At 64.6% G+C, this 18332-nt stretch carries 18 protein-coding genes; 3 read left to right on the forward strand and 15 right to left on the reverse strand.

Translation table 11 applies throughout. From position 1 onward, the window contains the following. Window positions 1-16: 16 nt before the first annotated feature. The 13 genes from CIT39_RS19625 to CIT39_RS19685 form a co-directional block, all read right to left on the reverse strand. A complete protein-coding gene (locus CIT39_RS19625) occupies window positions 17-1456 on the reverse strand; it encodes a peroxidase family protein (protein WP_244607400.1) in 1440 nt (479 codons plus the stop codon). A gap of 284 nt (window positions 1457-1740) precedes the next feature. Continuing rightward, on the reverse strand, window positions 1741-3861 hold the full coding sequence (locus CIT39_RS19630; RefSeq protein ID WP_094977600.1) for a sodium-translocating pyrophosphatase: 2121 nt from the start codon (window positions 3859-3861) through the stop codon (window positions 1741-1743). 231 nt (window positions 3862-4092) lie between these two features. Beyond that, window positions 4093-5085, reverse strand: coding sequence for a thiamine-phosphate kinase (gene thiL / locus CIT39_RS19635; RefSeq protein WP_094977861.1), 993 nt, complete (start codon window positions 5083-5085; stop codon window positions 4093-4095). 43 nt (window positions 5086-5128) lie between these two features. Continuing rightward, window positions 5129-5623 (reverse strand): transcription antitermination factor NusB, encoded by a 495-nt coding sequence (gene nusB, locus CIT39_RS19640; protein WP_094977599.1) that lies wholly within the window; start codon window positions 5621-5623, stop codon window positions 5129-5131. A gap of 2 nt (window positions 5624-5625) precedes the next feature. After that, entirely contained in the window at window positions 5626-6117 is a 492-nt protein-coding gene (ribH, locus tag CIT39_RS19645) for a 6,7-dimethyl-8-ribityllumazine synthase (RefSeq protein ID WP_094977598.1), read from the reverse strand. 61 nt (window positions 6118-6178) lie between these two features. Next, entirely contained in the window at window positions 6179-6790 is a 612-nt protein-coding gene (locus CIT39_RS19650) for a riboflavin synthase (protein WP_094977597.1), read from the reverse strand. After that, window positions 6790-7938, reverse strand: coding sequence for a bifunctional diaminohydroxyphosphoribosylaminopyrimidine deaminase/5-amino-6-(5-phosphoribosylamino)uracil reductase RibD (gene ribD / locus CIT39_RS19655; RefSeq protein WP_094977596.1), 1149 nt, complete (start codon window positions 7936-7938; stop codon window positions 6790-6792). The genes CIT39_RS19650 and ribD overlap by 1 nt, the downstream gene beginning before the upstream one ends. Further along, window positions 7935-8417 (reverse strand): transcriptional regulator NrdR, encoded by a 483-nt coding sequence (gene nrdR, locus CIT39_RS19660; RefSeq protein ID WP_094891832.1) that lies wholly within the window; start codon window positions 8415-8417, stop codon window positions 7935-7937. The genes ribD and nrdR overlap by 4 nt, the downstream gene beginning before the upstream one ends. Before the next feature lie 16 nt (window positions 8418-8433). Beyond that, the gene (gene glyA / locus CIT39_RS19665; protein ID WP_094977595.1) at window positions 8434-9732 is read right to left on the reverse strand and encodes a serine hydroxymethyltransferase; all 1299 of its coding nucleotides are present in this window, start codon (window positions 9730-9732) and stop codon (window positions 8434-8436) included. Between the two features lie 262 nt (window positions 9733-9994). Then, window positions 9995-10216, reverse strand: coding sequence for a hypothetical protein (locus CIT39_RS19670; RefSeq protein ID WP_094977594.1), 222 nt, complete (start codon window positions 10214-10216; stop codon window positions 9995-9997). A 37-nt stretch (window positions 10217-10253) separates the two neighbouring features. Next, window positions 10254-10490, reverse strand: a complete 237-nt coding sequence (locus tag CIT39_RS19675) for a hypothetical protein (RefSeq protein ID WP_094977593.1) — start codon at window positions 10488-10490, stop codon at window positions 10254-10256. Between the two features lie 200 nt (window positions 10491-10690). Next, on the reverse strand, window positions 10691-11209 hold the full coding sequence (gene ldtR / locus CIT39_RS19680; RefSeq protein ID WP_011087797.1) for a transcriptional regulator LdtR: 519 nt from the start codon (window positions 11207-11209) through the stop codon (window positions 10691-10693). Between the two features lie 526 nt (window positions 11210-11735). Then, window positions 11736-12236, reverse strand: coding sequence for a DUF6163 family protein (locus CIT39_RS19685; RefSeq protein ID WP_094977592.1), 501 nt, complete (start codon window positions 12234-12236; stop codon window positions 11736-11738). Between the two features lie 135 nt (window positions 12237-12371). Between CIT39_RS19685 and hemB the strand changes: the two genes are divergently transcribed. The 3 genes from hemB to CIT39_RS19700 all read left to right on the forward strand — a co-directional run bounded on the left by hemB (window position 12372) and on the right by CIT39_RS19700 (window position 15017). Continuing rightward, window positions 12372-13433, forward strand: coding sequence for a porphobilinogen synthase (hemB, locus tag CIT39_RS19690; RefSeq protein ID WP_094977591.1), 1062 nt, complete (start codon window positions 12372-12374; stop codon window positions 13431-13433). A 126-nt stretch (window positions 13434-13559) separates the two neighbouring features. Beyond that, window positions 13560-14099: an RDD family protein gene (locus CIT39_RS19695; protein WP_162308589.1), complete on the forward strand. Its 540-nt coding sequence runs from the start codon at window positions 13560-13562 to the stop codon at window positions 14097-14099. A gap of 141 nt (window positions 14100-14240) precedes the next feature. Next, on the forward strand, window positions 14241-15017 hold the full coding sequence (locus CIT39_RS19700; protein WP_063194860.1) for an arginyltransferase: 777 nt from the start codon (window positions 14241-14243) through the stop codon (window positions 15015-15017). A 25-nt stretch (window positions 15018-15042) separates the two neighbouring features. Here CIT39_RS19700 and CIT39_RS19705 read toward each other — a convergent pair whose 3' ends face one another. Together CIT39_RS19705 and CIT39_RS19710 are read right to left on the reverse strand one after the other, a co-directional pair. Beyond that, window positions 15043-16521 (reverse strand): Dyp-type peroxidase, encoded by a 1479-nt coding sequence (locus CIT39_RS19705; protein WP_094977589.1) that lies wholly within the window; start codon window positions 16519-16521, stop codon window positions 15043-15045. Next, window positions 16518-18326, reverse strand: coding sequence for a hypothetical protein (locus CIT39_RS19710; RefSeq protein WP_094977588.1), 1809 nt, complete (start codon window positions 18324-18326; stop codon window positions 16518-16520). Before CIT39_RS19710 ends, CIT39_RS19705 begins: the two co-directional genes overlap by 4 nt. Window positions 18327-18332: the final 6 nt, after the last annotated feature.

An 18332-nucleotide genomic window follows, 5' to 3' on the forward strand; every position in this document is an offset into this window, starting at 1 on the left:
GGGACTTGAGCAACTGCTATCCGGTCGTGACGCCGTCGATCGGGCTGATATCTCCGACGAAGCGCAACAGATCGCTCATCAGGAAAGTGCCCGGAGTCTTCGCCGGCAGCGTCGGCTTCCAGTTCTGCTGGCTGAGATAGGATTGGTTATCGCCAGCGACGATGCCAATGAACACCTCGGCCACGATGCGCGCGCCGACCGGACCGAGCCGAAGGCCGCCGGTCTTCACCTGGGCCTCTTTGAGGATGTAGTACCAGAGCGGCGTCTTTCGATCGAAGCCCTGGGCGGCCGCAACGGCGCCGTCCGTACCGGTTGCGATCTCCGTTGGCTTGAGCACCGGAATCCCCATCGCACGCGCCACATCCTGCCCCGACGGCAATCCGAGATTGACCCCGCGCTGCAGGTTGCGGAACGGAAGGCTTCCGCCGCCACCTGGAAGATCGTGCAATTTCGGAATCAGGAATGGATCGATCTTGCGCGAATGGTTGAACAGGAAGTTTGGGGTCGGCGGAGGCGCCGGATCGAATGCGTAGAAGCGGCTCCAGTCGATGATCCAATCCGTGGGCAAAGTGCTGACATTGGGTGGGGAATTGGGTGCGTTGGGAGTGGTGCCGGCAATTTCGCCCAGGATGCGGCCGGAGAGCCCGGAGAAGAAGAACTCAAGGCTGAGGCTTGCCGCAGCAAAGCCGCCGGGCTGCGTGAACACACGGTTGTGGCTATATGTCTCGCGAACCATGCTGTGCCCAAGCCGGTAGGCTGCCGCCGAGAACTCGACCGGCATGTAGGGCACCTTCTGGAATCGGTAGAACTTCCGGCCCTCGTGCAGAATCCGGGCGACGATGCCCTTCTCCGTTAAGCGCTCGACGAAATCGTGCAGCACCATCCATTGATAGTGCCAAGCCACAAGCTTCCTTGCTTCGGAGAAGAGCTTGTTGGCCGCCGGTGGGTTGGGACCGGCTGCGAGCATATCGACGACCTTGTTGTGGAATTTCAGGAACGCAAGGTGCGTCTGCGCGACCAGGAGATTTTCGTCATTGCGGTGGTCGCCGATCAGGGCTCGTCCTTCCGAATTCCTCGTCAGATCATTCGGAAACACGCCGGCCGCGCGCGGCGTGGGCGCCGTCTTGCCGAGCAGGAACTTCGGCCCGGGCTGCGTGATGTTGTTGGGATCGCGAGCGTAGAGCTGCGGGCTGCCGTCCGGTCCCAGACCGTAGATGCTGTCCAGATCGAGCCTTGGGGTTCTGAAGTTCGTGGTGGCGTGGGGGTCCTCCTGCTTCTCGGCAAGCGACGTGAGATCGAGCGTAATGTCGTGATCGACGAATTGGCCGAGATAGGTGAAGCCTGAGGGGACGTTGGCATTGTCGCCGACCTGATCGTCCGGACTGGCGTCCTTCATCGCGGCGGCAAGCGCCTGCAGTGCAGCTTCCGGTGCCGTAAAGGCCGGCAAGTCAAACATCCGGCCGAACATGCCGGGGTCTGCATTGGCGCTGGGGGGTTTCAAACCCGCCCTGGTCGGCTGGCGTCCGGCTTTCCCGTGTCTTGGATTCAGGTTTGCAGCTTGCGTCATTCTTCCCTCCAGTGGGTGAGACAGCACCTGCACGGTAGCCCCCTCAGGGAAGACACTTTGTAATTGAGCTCACAGTTCCCCTGCGACAAAGGCGGCTGCGAATGAACGTTATCGTGAGCCAAAAACCCCGCGGCTCGCGCCGCGGGGCTTGTCTTGCAAACTGGTGACGCCGTTCAGTGCGCCAGGATCGCGAGCAGCAGCAGCGCCACGATGTTGGTGATCTTGATCATCGGGTTCACCGCGGGACCCGCCGTGTCCTTGTAGGGATCGCCGACGGTGTCGCCGGTCACGGCCGCCTTGTGGGCGTCGGAGCCCTTGCCGCCGAAATGACCGTCCTCGATGTACTTCTTGGCATTATCCCAGGCGCCGCCGCCCGAGGTCATGGAGATCGCGACGAACAGGCCCGTCACGATCACGCCGAGCAGCATGGCGCCGACCGCCGAGAACGCCGCCGACTTGCCGGCCACGCCGCCACCCGCGATCGCATAGATCGCGAAATAGACGAAGATCGGCGACAGCACCGGGAGCAGCGAGGGGATGATCATCTCCTTGATCGCCGCCTTGGTCAGCAGGTCGACCGCCTTGCCGTAATCAGGCTTGTCGGTGCCCTGCATGATGCCCGGCTTCTCACGGAACTGGCGCCGCACCTCCTCGACGATCGCGCTCGCCGCACGCCCCACAGCGGTCATGCCCATCGCGCCGAACAGATACGGCAGCAAGCCGCCGAACAACAGGCCGACAACCACATAGGGGTTGTTGAGCGAGAAGTCCGGATTGACGCCGGCGAAGTAGGGATGATGCGCGGAGTCCGCAACGAAGAACTTGAGGTCCTGGTTGTAGGCCGCGAACAGCACGAGGGCACCGAGACCGGCGGACCCGATCGCGTAGCCCTTGGTGACTGCCTTGGTGGTGTTGCCGACCGCGTCGAGCGCGTCGGTCGATTTGCGCACCTCCTTCGGCAGGCCCGCCATCTCGGCGATGCCGCCGGCGTTGTCCGTCACCGGACCGAACGCGTCGAGCGCGACGACCATGCCGGCCAGCGCCAGCATGGTGGCAGTCGCGATCGCGATGCCGAACAGGCCGGCGAGGCTGTAGGTGACCAGGATGCCGGCGATGATCACGATCGCGGGCAGCGCGGTCGCTTCCATCGAGACGGCAAGCCCCTGGATCACATTGGTGCCGTGGCCGGTCACCGAGGCCTGGGCGATCGACTTCACCGGACGATAGTCGGTGCCGGTGTAGTATTCGGTGATCCAGATGATCAGCGCGGTGACGATGAGGCCGACCACGCCGCATTCGAACAGCGCCATGCCGGTGTAGTCGACGCCATCGAGCTTGCCGAAGCCGATCAGGCTGTAGATCACGCCGGCGATGCCGATCAGCGACAGGACGCCGGTTGCGATCAGGCCCTTGTAGAGCGCGCCCATGATCGACTGGCTCGGCCCGAGCTTGACGAAGAAGGTGCCGATGATCGAGGTGATGATGCAGATGCCGCCGATCGCGAGCGGCAGCGTCATCATGTTGGCGAGGATGGGCGTCTTGGCGAAGAAGATCGCAGCGAGCACCATGGTGGCGACCGCGGTCACCGCATAGGTCTCGAACAAATCGGCGGCCATGCCGGCGCAGTCGCCCACGTTGTCGCCGACGTTGTCGGCGATGGTGGCCGGGTTGCGCGGATCGTCCTCGGGAATGCCGGCCTCGACCTTGCCGACGAGGTCGCCGCCGACGTCCGCACCCTTGGTGAAGATGCCGCCGCCGAGACGGGCGAAGATCGAGATCAGCGAGGCGCCGAAGCCGAGCGCCACCAGGGCGTCGATGACGATACGGCTGTTAGGCGCAAGCTTCAGCGAATGCACCAGGAAGCCGAAATAGAGCGTCACGCCGAGCAATGCGAGACCCGCCACCAGCATGCCGGTGATCGCGCCTGCCTTGAAGGCGAGTTCGAGGCCGCCGGCGAGCGACGTCGTCGCGGCTTGCGCGGTGCGCACATTGGCGCGGACCGAGACGTTCATGCCGATGAAGCCGGCCGCCCCCGACAGGACGGCGCCGATCAGAAAGCCGATGGCGACGTAGATTCCGAGGAAATAGACGAGCAAGACGAAGATGACCACGCCGACCATGGCGATCGTCGTGTACTGGCGCCGCAGATATGCCTGTGCCCCCTCCGCGACCGCTGCCGCGATCTCCTGCATGCGCGGCGACCCCGCATCCGCGCTCAACACCGAAGACGTCGCCCAAATCGCGTAGACGACGGAAAGCACTCCGCAGAGCACAATCAACCATAATGCTGTCATTTGATTTTTGCCTCAGATCCTTGATGTGTCCCCGGCGCCTTTTGTTGTCCGTCTTGCGGTGCGGCGCCTTGATTTCGAACAAAGCCGCCCCTGCCCAAGAGGGGCGGCCTTAGTCGGTCACAAGCTTGCCAAAATCGAATTGAGGGTGCAACGCCGGATAAGGCCGAAAACGCCGATCTCGGCAGGTATTTAGGCAAGCGCCGAGAACTGGATGCCGGTTTGGAGCAATTCCTAGAAGTGGCTGTAGGACAGCCGCCTCAAGACCAATTCCTGGCCCTGGCCGTCCAGGAAGCGCGGCCCCTGCTGGCCCGCGACGATGGTGCCGATCGCGGTGACGGCAAGGCCGGTCGCCCGCCCCGCGGCAATCAGTGCATCGGCCTGCGCCGGCGAGACGGTGCACAGCACCTCGTAATCGTCGCCACCCGCAAGCAGCGTCTCGACGCAAACGGCGTTGCGGGCAACCAGGTCTGCTGCCGCCGCCGAGAGCGGCACGCGCGCCACGTCGACCGTGGCCGAGACCCCGGACGCCGCGCATAGTTTGGTCAAATCACCGGCGAGGCCGTCGGAGACGTCCATCGCCGCGGTCGCATGATCGCGCACGGCCCGTGCCAGCGGGTTGCGCGGCTGCGGCACCCGATAGCGTGACACCAGGGCTTCCCTTGCAGCGGGATCGGTCGCGAGCGCGGCCGCAGCGGCACCGCCGGTGAGCACCTCGAGGCCGAGCGCTGCGTCACCGATCGTGCCGGTCACCAGGATGCGATCGCCTGGCCTCGCACCGGTACGGCCGACCATCCGCCCCTTCGGCACGCGGCCGAAGGCGGTGATCGAGATCATCTGCGGCCCCGGCGTCGACACCGTGTCGCCGCCGAGCAGCGGACAGGCGAATTCTCTCGCGTCCTCGCCCAGCGCGTCCGCGAAGGGCCGCAGCCAGGCATCCTCCTTGCTGCGCAGCGCCAGCGTCAGCACGAAGCCGGCGGGCACCGCACCCTTGGCCGCGAGATCGGACAGGTTCACCCGCAGTGCTTTTCGCGCGATGGTGTCAGGCGGATCGGTGGCAAGATAGTGCACGCCTTCGACGACGGCGTCGGTGGTGACGACGATGTCGTCGCCCGACGACGACAGCACCGCCGCGTCATCGACCAGGCCGAACGCGCCGGGATCGGTCGCCAGCGGCTTGAAATAGCGCGCGATGAGGGAGTCTTCGGGGGAAGGATTGTTCGCCATCATCGGCAGCTACACCCACCACTGTCTTCGCCCTCGCGGGAAACTACCCGCGCCCGAACTCGTCGCCGCGAAACTGGCGGCCGATCTGGTCGAGCACGGCGTTGACCATTCCGGTCTCCTCGCGGTCGACAAAGGCGTTGGCGACATCGACATATTCGGAGACGACGACGCGGCCGGGCACGTCCTTGCGATGCTGCAGCTCATAGGCCCCTGCCCGCAGCACCGCGCGCAGGATCGCTTCGATCCGCTTCAAGGGCCAGCCCTTCGACAGCGCCTCGTCGATCAGGGGATCGAGCTTCTTCTGGTCGCGCACTACCCCCGAGACGACGTCGCGGAAGAAGGCGGCTTCGGCCGGCAGGTACGTGTCGCCCTCGACCTCGTTGCCGAGCCAGTGGCTCTCGAACTCGGCGAAGATGTCGTTGATGCCGGCGCCGGCGATGTCCATCTGGTACAGCGCCTGCACGGCCGCAAGCCGTGCTGCACCACGTCGGTTCGCCTTCTTCTCCGTGGGCCCCGCCGGTTTTTTGTTGTCAGCCATGATCAGGCCCGCGCCAGCCGGCGCTTGATGCGCAGCATCGCGATCGCCGCGCGCGCGGCATCGCCGCCCTTGTTGAGCTCGCTGGCGCGCGCCCGCGCCCAGGCCTGGTCCTCATTATTGACGGTGAGGATCCCGTTGCCGAGCGGCAGCTTGCGCGCCACCGCAAGGTCCATCAGCGCGCGCGAGGATTCCTGCGACACGATCTCGAAATGAATGGTGTCGCCGCGGATCACGCAGCCGAGCGCGATCGCCGCGTCGTAGGGCTTGCCGTTGGCGGCAGCCGCGTCGACGGCGATAGCCACCGCCGCCGGAATCTCCAGCGCGCCAGGAACCGTGATGACGTCATGCGTCACACCGGCCGCCTTCAGCTCGGCCACCGCGCCGTCCAGCAGCGCGTCCTGGAGATCGTCATAGAACCGCGCCTCGACGATCAGCGCGCGCGCGCCGGAGATGTCGGTCTGGTCCTTCAGGGGTGCGCGCCGCGCGTCTGCCATCGTTCGATCCGTTTCACAGGGGTTGGCGCTATGTAGTCGCCGCAGCCGGGTAAGCCAAGTTTTAAACTGTCATTTCCGTCAGCCGCGCCGCGTACCGGGCCATCAAATCGACCTCGATATTGACCTCGTCCCCCGCCTTCCAGCCGCCGATCGTCGTGACCGAGAGAGTGTGCGGAATGATCAGCACCGAAAAAGTCACGTCCCTGACCGTATTGACCGTCAGCGAGACGCCGTCGAGCGTGATCGAGCCCTTGGTGGCGATGAACCGCGCCAGCTCCCGCGTGGTCGAGAGCTCGAACCGCGCCATGTCGGGCAGATCCTCGCGGCTGACGAGTGTGGCAATACCGTCGACGTGGCCGGCGACGATGTGGCCACCGAGTTCATCACCGATCTTCAGCGCGCGCTCGAGATTGAGCCGCGTGCCGAGCTTCCAGTGCTTCGCGGTCGTCAATGCCAGCGTCTCGGCCGCGGCATCGACGTCGAACCAGGTCCTGCTGCCTTCGACGCCCGAGGCGACCACCGTCAGGCAGACACCATTGCAGGCGATCGAGGCGCCGTCGGCAATGGTGGTCTGGTCATAGCGGCAGGCGATGCGCAGCCGGTGCAGCTGCCCCTGCGCCGTCGGCGTGAAGCCGACGATCTCGCCGAGATCGGTGACAATGCCAGTGAACATTACGCGCGCTCGTAGATGGTGAGAGTATCCTTGTCGAATGTTTCGCTAGCATGAACCTTGTAGGCCTGCGACTGCGTGATTTTCGACAGGGGCAATGCATCGAGCGCGTCGACTCCCCCGGGCCCCACCGCTTCCGCTCCGCGGAACAGCCAGATTTCGTCGACGAGGTCGGCGGCAATGAACGATGCCGCTACCCGGCTGCCGCCCTCGACCATCAGCCGCGTGATGCCCTTCCCGGCCAGAGCATGGAGCACGGACGGAAGATCGAGCCCGGAAACGCTCCCGGGCGGCACGCGGATGATCTGGGCGCCGGCAGCGCCAAGACGAGTCGCGGCGGCGGCTTCGGCGAGTTCAGAACCGACCACCCAGAGCGGCGTCTCGCGCGCGGAGCGCACCAGCTGGCTTGCGGCCGGAATGCGCAGATTCTGGTCGAGGACCACTCGCACCGGCGAACGCGCTTCCAGGCCCGGCAGGCGGCAGGTGAGAAGCGGATCGTCCGCCAGCACCGTTCCGATACCGACCAGGATGGCATCGCTCTGCGCGCGCAGCAGATGCACGCGGTTGCGCGCCGCCTCCCCGGTGATCGCGACCGGCTTGCCGCCGGCGGCGCTGATCTTGCCATCGGGCGAGACTGCGAGCTTCAGGATCACATGCGGGCGCTTGTCCCGGATGCGGCGGAAATGCCCGGCATGGTCGAATGCGGCTTCCGCCGCGCACAGGCCCAATTCCACATTGATGCCGGCAGCGCGCAGCCGCGCATGCCCCTGGCCTGCGACCTCCGGATTGGGATCCTCGATTGCCGCCACCACGCGCTTGATGCCGGCCGCGATCACCGCGTCGGCGCAGGGCGGCGATTTGCCGAAATGGGAGCAAGGTTCGAGCGTGACGTAGAGTGTGGCGCCGCGTGCGGCTTCGCCTGCCCGCCGCAGGGCTTCGGGCTCGGCATGCGGACGCCCGCCCGCCTGGGTCCAGCCGCGGCCGACGATGACGCCGTCCTTGACGACGACGGCACCGACCGCGGGGTTCGGCCAGGTGCGCCCTTGCCCGCGGCGTCCGAGCGCCAGCGCCAGCTCCATGAAGCGGCGATCGGAATCCTTGGCCTCGCGGGCCTTCTGCGCGAACTGATCCTCCAGGATACGGAAGATCATTTGCGGATCGCGGCGAGCCGCGCTTCCTCCTCACCGGAGAGCTCGCCGAGCACGTCGGCGAAATCCTTGGCCTCGCGGAAATTGCGGTAGACCGAGGCGAAGCGCACGTAGGCGACGTCGTCGAGCGTGCGCAGATGCTCCATCACGGTCTCGCCGATCACCTCGGACGAGATCTCGGCCTCGCCGCCGGTCTCGAGCTCGCGCACGATGGTGGAGACCATCTTCTCCACCCTTTCAGGCTCGACCTGCCGCTTGCGCAAAGAGATCGAAACCGAGCGCATCAGCTTGTCGCGGTCGAACGGCACGCGGCGGCCGTTGCGCTTGACCACGGTGAGCTCGCGCAGCTGCACGCGCTCGAAGGTGGTGAAGCGGAAATTGCAGGCGACGCACACACGCCGCCTGCGGATCACGGACGAGTCCTCGGTCGGACGCGAGTCCTTTACCTGCGTATCGAGACTGTTGCAGTTCGGACAGCGCATCCGTTTACCCAAGCCTTTACTGGTAGATCGGGAACCGGTCGGTGAGCGCCTTGACCCGCTCCTTGATCGCGGCCTCGACCAGCGGCGCCTTGCCGTCGTCGGACTGCGCGACCGCGTTGAGGACCTCGGCGATCATGCCGCCGACCTGCTGGAATTCGGCGACGCCGAAGCCGCGGGTGGTCGCCGCCGGCGTGCCCAGACGAATACCGGAGGTGACGAACGGCGACTCGGGGTCGAACGGAATGCCGTTCTTGTTGCAGGTGATGGCAGCGCGAACCAGCGCCTTCTCCGAGGCGTTGCCCTTCAGCCCCTTCGGCCTGAGATCGACCAGCATCAGATGGTTGTCGGTACCGCCGGAAACGATATCGAAGCCGTGACTCTTCATGGCTTCAGCGAGCGCCTTGGCGTTCTCGACGACGTTCTTGGCGTAGACCTTGAAGTCCGGACGCAGCGCCTCGCCGAAGGCGACCGCCTTGGCCGCGATCACATGCATCAGCGGCCCGCCCTGCAGTCCGGGGAAGATCGCCGAGTTGAACTTCTTGGTCAGCGTCTCGTCATTCCACAGCATCAGGCCGCCGCGCGGACCGCGCAGCGATTTGTGCGTCGTGGTGGTGGTGATGTGGGCATGCGGCACCGGCGAGGCATGCACGCCGCCGGCGACGAGGCCCGCGAAATGCGCCATGTCGACCAGCAGATAGGCACCGACGCTGTCCGCGATCTCGCGGAAGCGCTTGAAGTCCCAGGCGCGCGAATAGGCCGAGCCGCCCGCGACGATCAGCTTCGGCTTGACCTCTTCGGCCTGCCTGGCGACCGCATCCATGTCGATGATCTGGTCCTCGCGGCGCACGGTGTAGTGCGCGGCCTTGAACCACTTGCCGCTCATGTTGACGGGGGAGCCGTGGGTGAGATGGCCGCCGGCCGCGAGGTCGAGGCCCATGAAGGTATCGCCGGGCTGCAGCAGCGCCAGGAACACCGCCTGGTTCATCTGGCTGCCGGAGTTCGGCTGCACGTTGGCGAATTTGGCGCCGAACAGCTTCTTGGCGCGGTCGATCGCGAGGTTCTCGGCGACGTCGACCCATTCACAACCGCCATAGTAACGGGCGCCCGGATAGCCTTCCGCGTATTTGTTGGTCATCACCGAACCCTGCGCTTCCAGCACGGCCCGGCTCACGATGTTCTCGGAGGCGATCAGCTCGACCTCGTGGCGCTGGCGGCCGAGCTCGCCCTTGATGGCGGCGGCGATTTCCGGGTCGGCCTGCTCGAGCGAGGCGGAGAAAAACGAATCGGGCGCGGAGGCGGTCTTGGCGAAGGTCATCTTGCGAATATCTCCACCGCCGCAGCCTTTTGGCGGGCTACGGGCGGTCTGGTGTGGCGATCGGAAGCGGCGAGCGCGATCTACCACATCGCCCGCAACAGGCCAAGTAGTTGCGGGTCGGGCTGGATATTTGTGCAAGATATGGTGGAGGGTGGAGGTTTGCGGCGCTTGGGCCGGCCCTGGGGGAACCGCCCGTCCGCCGCCTCCCGAATGGGGGCCGCTTTGGCCCTAATTCCTCATCCTTGGAGCCGTCGGCTGCCTGTCACAGGCCGGTATAACCCGCCTTCACCGGGTCCACGCTGCCGTCGAGCTGGCGCAGATAGGTCAGGCCGCACACCGTCAACCTGTGGGTGTCCTTCTCGCCGGCTTCCATCAGGGTGTTGAGATAGTTCGTGACCTTGGCCCGCGCCTCCTCGCTGGCCGCGGCGGTGCGGTTGGCGAGCATGTCGTAGGTCTGCATGATGCGGTCGATGGCGGCTTCCATGGCACCCTCTGGTTGGTCGATGTTTTGGGATTGTCGATCAGGCAACCGCGCGGGCCTCGGCCTGCGCCTGGAACCGGGCGATCGCCTTGTTTGCGAGCCTGATCTTGTTGATTTCGCCGTTGTGCAGCAGCTTGATGATGATCCCGAGCAAGCGTTCATCGGTGACGAGCGTATCGGGGATCGCGCCGGAGCGGCGAAGGTAATTCGCGGCGATGGCATAGGCCTCGCTCACGAGTTCCACGTTCATCGCCTGAAGCCCGCGCTCGACCAGCATCGCCCTGTCTCCGATCCGAAGGAGATAAGCGCAAAGCCCGGAACTGGTTCCCTGGCGCCGCAAGATTTTCTTCGCATGTGCAAAAATGCAAAGCGCACCGGTCCGGGGGCAACTCCGGGCCGGTGCGCTGGGGAAGTTGAGGCACGTTCGGGCGGCTTGCCGGTCTTGTTGCGGGCCGGCTTGGCCTATCCCGTTAGAACTCAGAGCCGATACAGGATCTGGTCGGTCCAGAACCGCTCGAGGCGGTGCAGCGACTTGTTGAGGGTCGAGAATTCCTCGCCCGAGATGCCGCCGACCTGCTCCACCGTCTTGACGTGCTTCTGGTAGAGGGAGTCGACGATGCGGCGGACTTCCTGGCCCTGCGGCGTCAGGCGGATGCGCACCGAGCGGCGATCGACGCGCGAGCGCTGATGATCGAGGAAGCCGAGCTCGACGAGCTTCTTCAGATTGTAGGAGACGTTGGAGCCGAGATAGTAGCCGCGCGTGCGCAGCTCGCCCGCGGTGAGCTCCTTGTCGCCGATGTTGTAGAGCAGGAGAGCCTGCACCGAGTTGATGTCCGCGCGGCCGCGGCGATCGAATTCGTCCTTGATCACGTCGAGCAGCCGGCGATGCAGCCGCTCCACCAGAGTCAAGGCTTCCAGGTAGAGCGACTGCACCGAACCCTGCTGGCCGGAGACGCGCTCCGCGGTATCTGCCGCAGTTGCGACGGCTTTCATCATGACACTTCCCCTGTTGTCGTTTTTATCGACACTTATTCGACGAAACTTGTGTCCCGTCTGATAGGTGCAACTTAAGGGGGGCGTTTGAAGATCGGCTTAAATAAGAGAATAAAGAGATCATGAATTTAAGACAGTGAATTGCGGATTAAGCCTGTGCCACAAGGGCTTTTCGCAACGCTCTGTTGACCTTCGCAAGGTCCTGTTCACCCTCCGTCCGCCCCCCTTGTCGCATTCCAGAACAGCCCCGCTCCGTTTCGAAACGGGCGCGTAACAGCTGTGGCGGGATGCATGAGGTCAATGAAAAGTTACCTCGAATTTTAGGCAACCAGCGGTCAACCAAATCGGCACAACTGCGCCCTCGAGTCCCGGACGAGCGCAGCGAAAGATCCGGGACCCACGGCCACAAACGAGCTCGTGGAGAGATGGGCCCGGGCTCAGCAGCGCATCACTGCGTGCTGCGCTGCGTCCGGGGGCACGAGAGTGAACGCTGAATAAGAGAGTGGTGAACGTTGAAATCGTCTGCGCGCTATGGCGGTCGTTCGCGCGCGGCCATCCAGGCGAGCGCGAGATAGGCCGCGAGCATGAAGGCTTCGACGGCGACGACGATCAGGCTGCCGCCGTAGATCCCCGGGAACATCAGCTCGATCACCGCCATCGACACCACGGTCGTGAGCCACACCACCGCGCCCCACGGCGTCGCCAGCCACAGGCCGACTGCGGCGACGAGCTCGATCACCGCGAAATAGACGGTGGCGGCCTGCCAGGCCATCGACTGGTTCTCGAACGCCTCATCTTCGCCGCCGACGAAGCCCGTCACCTGCGCCCAGTGATAGAGGCCCTTCAGGATCGAGAGCAGTGCCATCACGCGCAGGAACAGCACGAGGCGGCGCGTCCAGACATTGTCGTCGGACTCCGGACGCTCCGACGAGATCGCAGCCACCGACATCGCGCTGTCTCTGGCGCTGTCTCTGACGGCGTCCCTGGGGCTGCCGTCGCGGGCCGCATCGCGGGTGGTGATCTCGGACATGGCCCCTTCTGGCTGCTTCGGCACGCAAAATCAATCGGCGGCCCGTCAGGTCAATTCTGCCTTGCGGCAGGTCAAGCCGCGGTGACGGGAACCATGCGAGCTGGTATAAGAATAATTCCAGCCGGAGGAAGAGTGATGGCGATCAAATACGGACGTCCGATCGAATTGCGCGAGGTTTCGCGCCGGGAGGGTGCTGCGGTGCCCCATGCCCTCGATCTGACCGTCCGGCCGCGCCGCAACCGCAAGGCTGAATGGGCCCGGCGGATGGTGCGGGAGAACGTGCTCACCACCGACGACCTGATCTGGCCCCTGTTCCTGATCGACGGCCACAACAAGCGCGAGCATATCGCCTCGATGCCCGGCGTCGAGCGCCTCAGCGTCGACCAGGCCGTGCGCGAGGCCGAGCGCGCCATGAAGCTCACCATCCCCTGCCTCGCGCTGTTTCCCTACACCGAGCCGTCTTTGCGCGACGAGGAAGGCTCGGAAGCGACCAACCCGAACAATCTGGTCTGCCAGGCCGTGCGGGCGATCAAGAAGGAATTCCCGGACATCGGCATCCTCTGCGACGTCGCGCTCGATCCCTTCACCAGCCACGGTCATGACGGCCTGATCTCGGACGGCAGGATCTTGAACGACGAGACGGTCGCCGTCCTGGTGCGTCAGGCGCTGGTGCAGGCCGAGGCCGGCTGCGACATTATCGCGCCCTCCGACATGATGGACGGCCGCGTTGCCGCGATCCGCGAGGGGCTGGATCACTCCGGCCTGTCCGACGTGCAGATCATGGCCTACGCCGCCAAATACGCTTCCGCCTTCTACGGCCCGTTCCGCGACGCCATCGGCTCGGCCAAGACGCTCACCGGCGACAAGCGCACCTATCAGATGGACAGCGCCAACACCGACGAGGCGCTGCGCGAGGTCGAGCTCGACATCGCCGAGGGCGCCGACATGGTGATGGTGAAGCCCGGCATGCCCTATCTCGACGTGGTGCGTCGCGTGAAGGACACCTTTGCGATGCCGACCTTCGCCTACCAAGTCTCCGGCGAATACGCGATGATCGCGGCTGCCGCCAACAACGGCTGGCTCGACGGCGAGCGCGCGATGATGGAGAGCCTGCTGGCGTTCAAGCGCGCCGGCGCCGATGGTGTGCTGAGCTATTTCGCGCCGAAGGCGGCGGAGAAGCTGCGCAGCCAAGGCTAGGCTGGCACCGCGCATCCCCGCCCCCGAATTGCCGGAATATTTCGGCTTGTTAATGTCCGGGTGCCCTTGGCACGGAGATGGCCTGTTCCCATGTCCTGCCACGGGAGTACTCCTTGGGAGACGGACATGTCGTATTCGGATTCGGGCAATACGTGGCGCAATGACGGCGGGGCGCAGCCGCACGCCTACGACCCCTATCTGCATCCGGAACTGTTCCGCGGTGTTGCGACGCGGCGGGTGTTCGCGTTCCTGATCGACATGGTCGTGATCTCCGTGCCGGTCATCCTCGGCTACATCTTCATCGCCTTGTTCGGCGTGGTCACGCTCGGCATCGGCTGGGCGCTGTTCTGGCTGGCCTGGCCGGCCTCCGTGATCTGGGCCATCGTCTATTACGGCGCCTGCATTGGTGGCCCCTCCTCCGCGACGATCGGGATGCGGGTGATGGATCTGGAGCTGCGCACCTGGTACGGCGCGCCGGGCTATTTCGTGCTCGGCGCCACCCACGCAGTGCTGTTCTGGGTAACGGTCTCGTTCCTGACGCCCTTCGTGGTGCTGCTCGGCCTGTTCAACAGCCGCCGGCGCCTGCTGCAGGATTTCGTGCTGGGAACGGTCGTGATCAACAATTCCGTTCGCGCGCCGGTGGCACAGACGGCAAGAACCTGGTGATCACAGGAGGACTTGGTGATCAACGGCCTGCTAACCGGGATCCGCTAAGCTGACCGCTGACCTGACCTGCCGAGCTGGCCAATTGACCGTGGGCTTCCGTAGCGCGATGCTGATATTCACTTCGGAGGCCCACGACGTCCCTTGACCCAGCACTCGCGCGACACCCCCCAATTTTACCTCACGGCGCCCTCGCCCTGCCCCTATCTGCCGGGCCGGCATGAGCGAAAAGTATTTACGCACCTCGTGGGTGAGCGCGCCGGTGACCTCAACGACCTCCTGACCCATGGCGGCTTCCGCCGCAGCCAGTCGATCGCCTACCGGCCGGCTTGCGACCAGTGCCGCGCCTGCGTCTCGGTCCGGGTCGTCGCCAACGAGTTCCGCCCCTCCCGCAACTTCCGCAAGGTGATGGCGCGCAACGCCGACATCATCGGCGAGCAGCGCAGCGCGGTGCCGACCTCCGAGCAATATTCGGTGTTCCGCGCCTATCTCGACGCCCGCCACCGCCATGGCGGAATGGCCGACATGACCGTGCTCGACTACGCCATGATGGTGGAAGACAGCCATGTAGAGACCCGCATCATCGAATACCGCAAGCGCGGCCCCGACAGCGGCATCACCGGCCGCGGCGAGGAGCTGATCGCGGTCGCACTCACCGACGTGCTCAGCGACGGGCTGTCGATGGTCTATTCGTTCTTCGAACCGGGCCAGGTCAGCCGCTCGATGGGCACCTTCATGATCCTGGACCACATCGCCCGCGCCCGCCGGCAAGGGCTGCCTTACGTCTATCTGGGCTACTGGATCGAAGGCTCCAAGAAGATGGACTACAAGGCCCGCTTCCTGCCGCAGCAGCGCCTCGCGCCTTCGGGCTGGCTGCGCATCGACGCGCAGGGCGATGCGGCGTCCGAGCCGCAGGATTAAAGCCCTTCCGGGATCGTGCCCGCTTTTAGGGCGCCAAAGCGACGGCCTCTGAGCCGACCGCTTTGGAAATGCCCTCGCGCCCAAGGATGAATTTGAGCGCAGAGATTCCGGGAAGGAAGAAGTAGCCTCCCCCCAGCGTTCGCGTAAAAGCAGCCAGGGACACTTCCTCGCCGCTCGCCAATCCCGGCATGGAGAAGCTCTTCGCGGCGGCCGGCTTGCCGACGAGTGGGTCATCCTGGTCGTGCAGACCGACGAACCGGGGATTTCGCAACCAGCGCTGATAGATGAACTCGAACTGCCGCTCGAGATCCGCGTTGCACGCGATGAAGAAGATGCCCTTGCGCGGCTTCTCGTTCGCAACCTCCTCGCGATAGGGTCGACCTCGGCGTAGCAGCCGATGCAACTTGACCGACTTGACGCTCGATTGCACGTCGACGCCCAGCGTATCCCTCGGATTGACCCGGCGGATATGGGCTCCCTTCGGACAGCCAAAGCCGTTCGCGTCGTCGACACGAAACCGAAATGCATCGGCCTGCGAATCCGAAATCGAAACGCCGGCACCGCCTTGCCATGACAACGGCCGCCCGTTCCTTCGACGGCCCATCACCTTCTCGCAGACGGCCTCGCCGTATACCGCTTCAAACTTCTCGAACGCTTCGACATCCTGCTCAATCTGGCGAACCGCGAGATAGGTTCCGTTCAGCGCGAAGCGGCCGCCGGTATGCGTGGCGTCGCCCGGCCATCGCTTGACGTTGGGGCAATAGGTCAGCTCGTCGTATTCGTTGCGATAGCCCAGAATGAATTCGCCCGGGGCGACGACGCGATCCTCATACAGGGGGCCGGCATCGTCTCTGACCCGCCGGAGCCCGTCGCCGCGCTCTTCCCTGAGTTCGCTGACCACGGGCTGCGCGAGCCCGTCGCGAAACCCGAACGACTCGTACAATTTCTCTTCCTTGTCCCCCTCCTTCTGCTGGAAGGCGCAGGGATCGTTGTCGACCTTGATGACATCGAACACGTCCGGATCAGGATCCAGTTCTGCCGTCTTCTCCGGCGCGCTCGCCGTTTCAGCAGCGCTCCGTCGCTTTCTCCATTCGGCCACCAGGACATGCACGGGGCTGCGGACACCGTCATCAACATCGGACCAGCGCCAATCTCGCGGGCTGTCCCTCAACAGCAACGCGCGCAGGTCGCAGCCCATGCCGCTGCTGAACGGGGACGGGAACGGATGCGCAGCGGTCTCCTCGCATCCGAGCTTTGCCAGCCCCAAATAGCTGAAAGCGATTGCGACGGCGTCGTCGACCGGGTGCTTCCTCGATTTTCTGACATCCGCGGCGCTGACGACCAGTTTCTTGTCGACGAGGTTTGCGAGCCACGCTCGCGCATCGTTCTCGCGGCCCGCCTTGATCGTCAGCAGCCAGAAGCGGCTGGTCTTCAACCAGCCATAGCCGCTTCCGAGCATTCCCTGAATGTCCTTGAGCTGTTCGGAGAGATGCGAGGCCTTCATGTTTCGATCGCCCTCATGATGAAGTCGTCGTTGCTGTCGTTGCGCTCACCGAACAGGGCGTTACGCAGCCCGGTTGCGAGGTTGATCTCGTCGATCGTCGCGTTGCACGCGTCGAAGCGATACATGTGCGGAAGCATGCTGTCGCGGGCGTAGGACTTGAATTTCAACTCGCACTTCACGCCGCGAAAAAGCACGAAACGCGTCGGTGGAAAATCGCGCGGCTCCTTGACGTCCGGCTGCCCGACGGCAGCCGATCCCCGCGGCCTCAGCGTCGTCCATCGCCAGGCCAACGTGGTCCCGATGGTCGCTCCGTTGATAAAATCGTCGAGGTAGCCGCCGAAATTGCCGTCATAGTTCGAGCAGAATAGAAAGCGCCGACCGCCCTCGATGATGTGCCAATGACCAAAATGGATACCCGGTGCATCACCCAGCCGCCCTTCGGTGAAGAACACCCGTCCAAAGAACGTCACGATACGCAGGGACACGCGGATCCACCAGGCGCTCCAGCCGTTCGGGCTGCGGATATCAGTCAGGCTGACCATGTGCGCAGTCCCGCCGGCCAACAGCGCTTCGCACTGGTCGATTGACGGATGGACCTGCTGGGCCCGGGTGACATCCTCTTCGTAGGGATGAAAGAACCACTTGCTCAAGGCCTCGAACCGGCGATTGATCCAGGAGAAGAAGGTCCCGATGACGAGCAGCGCGACGATCGCAAGCACGCCGAAGACGGCGAGCTCCCACCCCGGAACCCGCGCAGTCAAAGCCGTGATCCCTTCCATGATCGGCTTCGGATAGAAGACGAAGACCACCGCGCACACCAGGATGGCAACGAGCAACGGCACGACCACGATCCAGCCGACTACACAGGTGGAGAATGACGACCAGGTCTCGGTTGGCCGTTCGAGTTCGCGGCGGACGCTGTCCACCCAGCGCCGCCACGGCACGGACAGGGCCGGCAACGCGACCAGGAGCAGCCATCCCAGGAACAGGAGCCCGACAAGGGCGAGCAGTGCCCTGACGCTCGCCCACACGATCCACATGCTCACACTGCTTATGACATCCACCACGGACTGCACTTCGGGATAGGATACGCCGACGAACCAGGTGTAGGCGCCGAGCAAGCCTCGCGGCAGCGCGCCCAGGAGCCAGACCAGGGCCAGCCACAGGCCGAAAACCACGAGCCCATAGCCGACTTTTGCCGAGATGCTGGCACCCTTCCCACGCCAATAGGACCGCGGTGAAGGCTGCATCGCCCAGTCGAAGCGCGGGTCCTGGAATGCCCGCTGCGCTAGCGCAAGCGCGAACGACGCACGGTCATCGCCGTACATGGCTCTCAACTTGCGCCCCTCGTCCCGGGTCCATATCAGCAGATCGCGCTCCTTCCTGATCTGCCGGGCCGTTCGGTCGCGAGGACCGACGAAGCCGCCATCGGCGAGACTGAGCCACCCGACAAGCTTGTCGAACAATTGTCCGTTGCGCGCGCTCGCCAGCGGAGGCCCCCCGCCGGGCCAGTAGGAGCCGAAGAGCGACCACATCGTGCCGCTGGGATGATGCACGAGCCTGTACAGCATGTCCTTGGGATCGATGCCTTCCTCGATGGCAAGCTCGAGCATCAGCGACGGCGTCTGCTCCTGCGCGTCCGTTCGCGCTGGCAACAGCGCGATGGACGCGAACTGAATGACCGCAACATCCTCAAGGAGCGCATTCAACGCGGGCTGCATGTCTCCCGAATCGGAAAAATCCACCGCGCCGCGCCAGCCTGGCGCAATGATGCAGATCATTTGCTGCCGGACCATTTCGAGCATGGACTG

This window comes from Bradyrhizobium symbiodeficiens, from assembly GCF_002266465.3.
Taxonomy (GTDB): Bacteria; Pseudomonadota; Alphaproteobacteria; order Rhizobiales; family Xanthobacteraceae; genus Bradyrhizobium; species Bradyrhizobium symbiodeficiens.

Coding starts and splice junctions, on each gene's coding strand:
- CIT39_RS19625 (WP_244607400.1), bottom strand. CDS start 1,456: ATGTTTGACTTGCCGGCCTTTACGGCACCGGAAGCTGCACTGCAGGCG.
- CIT39_RS19630 (WP_094977600.1), bottom strand. CDS start 3,861: ATGACAGCATTATGGTTGATTGTGCTCTGCGGAGTGCTTTCCGTCGTC.
- thiL (WP_094977861.1), bottom strand. CDS start 5,085: ATGGCGAACAATCCTTCCCCCGAAGACTCCCTCATCGCGCGCTATTTC.
- nusB (WP_094977599.1), bottom strand. CDS start 5,623: ATGGCTGACAACAAAAAACCGGCGGGGCCCACGGAGAAGAAGGCGAAC.
- ribH (WP_094977598.1), bottom strand. CDS start 6,117: ATGGCAGACGCGCGGCGCGCACCCCTGAAGGACCAGACCGACATCTCC.
- CIT39_RS19650 (WP_094977597.1), bottom strand. CDS start 6,790: ATGTTCACTGGCATTGTCACCGATCTCGGCGAGATCGTCGGCTTCACG.
- ribD (WP_094977596.1), bottom strand. CDS start 7,938: ATGATCTTCCGTATCCTGGAGGATCAGTTCGCGCAGAAGGCCCGCGAG.
- nrdR (WP_094891832.1), bottom strand. CDS start 8,417: ATGCGCTGTCCGAACTGCAACAGTCTCGATACGCAGGTAAAGGACTCG.
- glyA (WP_094977595.1), bottom strand. CDS start 9,732: ATGACCTTCGCCAAGACCGCCTCCGCGCCCGATTCGTTTTTCTCCGCC.
- CIT39_RS19670 (WP_094977594.1), bottom strand. CDS start 10,216: ATGGAAGCCGCCATCGACCGCATCATGCAGACCTACGACATGCTCGCC.
- CIT39_RS19675 (WP_094977593.1), bottom strand. CDS start 10,490: ATGCTGGTCGAGCGCGGGCTTCAGGCGATGAACGTGGAACTCGTGAGC.
- ldtR (WP_011087797.1), bottom strand. CDS start 11,209: ATGATGAAAGCCGTCGCAACTGCGGCAGATACCGCGGAGCGCGTCTCC.
- CIT39_RS19685 (WP_094977592.1), bottom strand. CDS start 12,236: ATGTCCGAGATCACCACCCGCGATGCGGCCCGCGACGGCAGCCCCAGG.
- hemB (WP_094977591.1), top strand. CDS start 12,372: ATGGCGATCAAATACGGACGTCCGATCGAATTGCGCGAGGTTTCGCGC.
- CIT39_RS19695 (WP_162308589.1), top strand. CDS start 13,560: ATGTCGTATTCGGATTCGGGCAATACGTGGCGCAATGACGGCGGGGCG.
- CIT39_RS19705 (WP_094977589.1), bottom strand. CDS start 16,521: ATGAAGGCCTCGCATCTCTCCGAACAGCTCAAGGACATTCAGGGAATG.
- CIT39_RS19710 (WP_094977588.1), bottom strand. CDS start 18,326: ATGCTCGAAATGGTCCGGCAGCAAATGATCTGCATCATTGCGCCAGGC.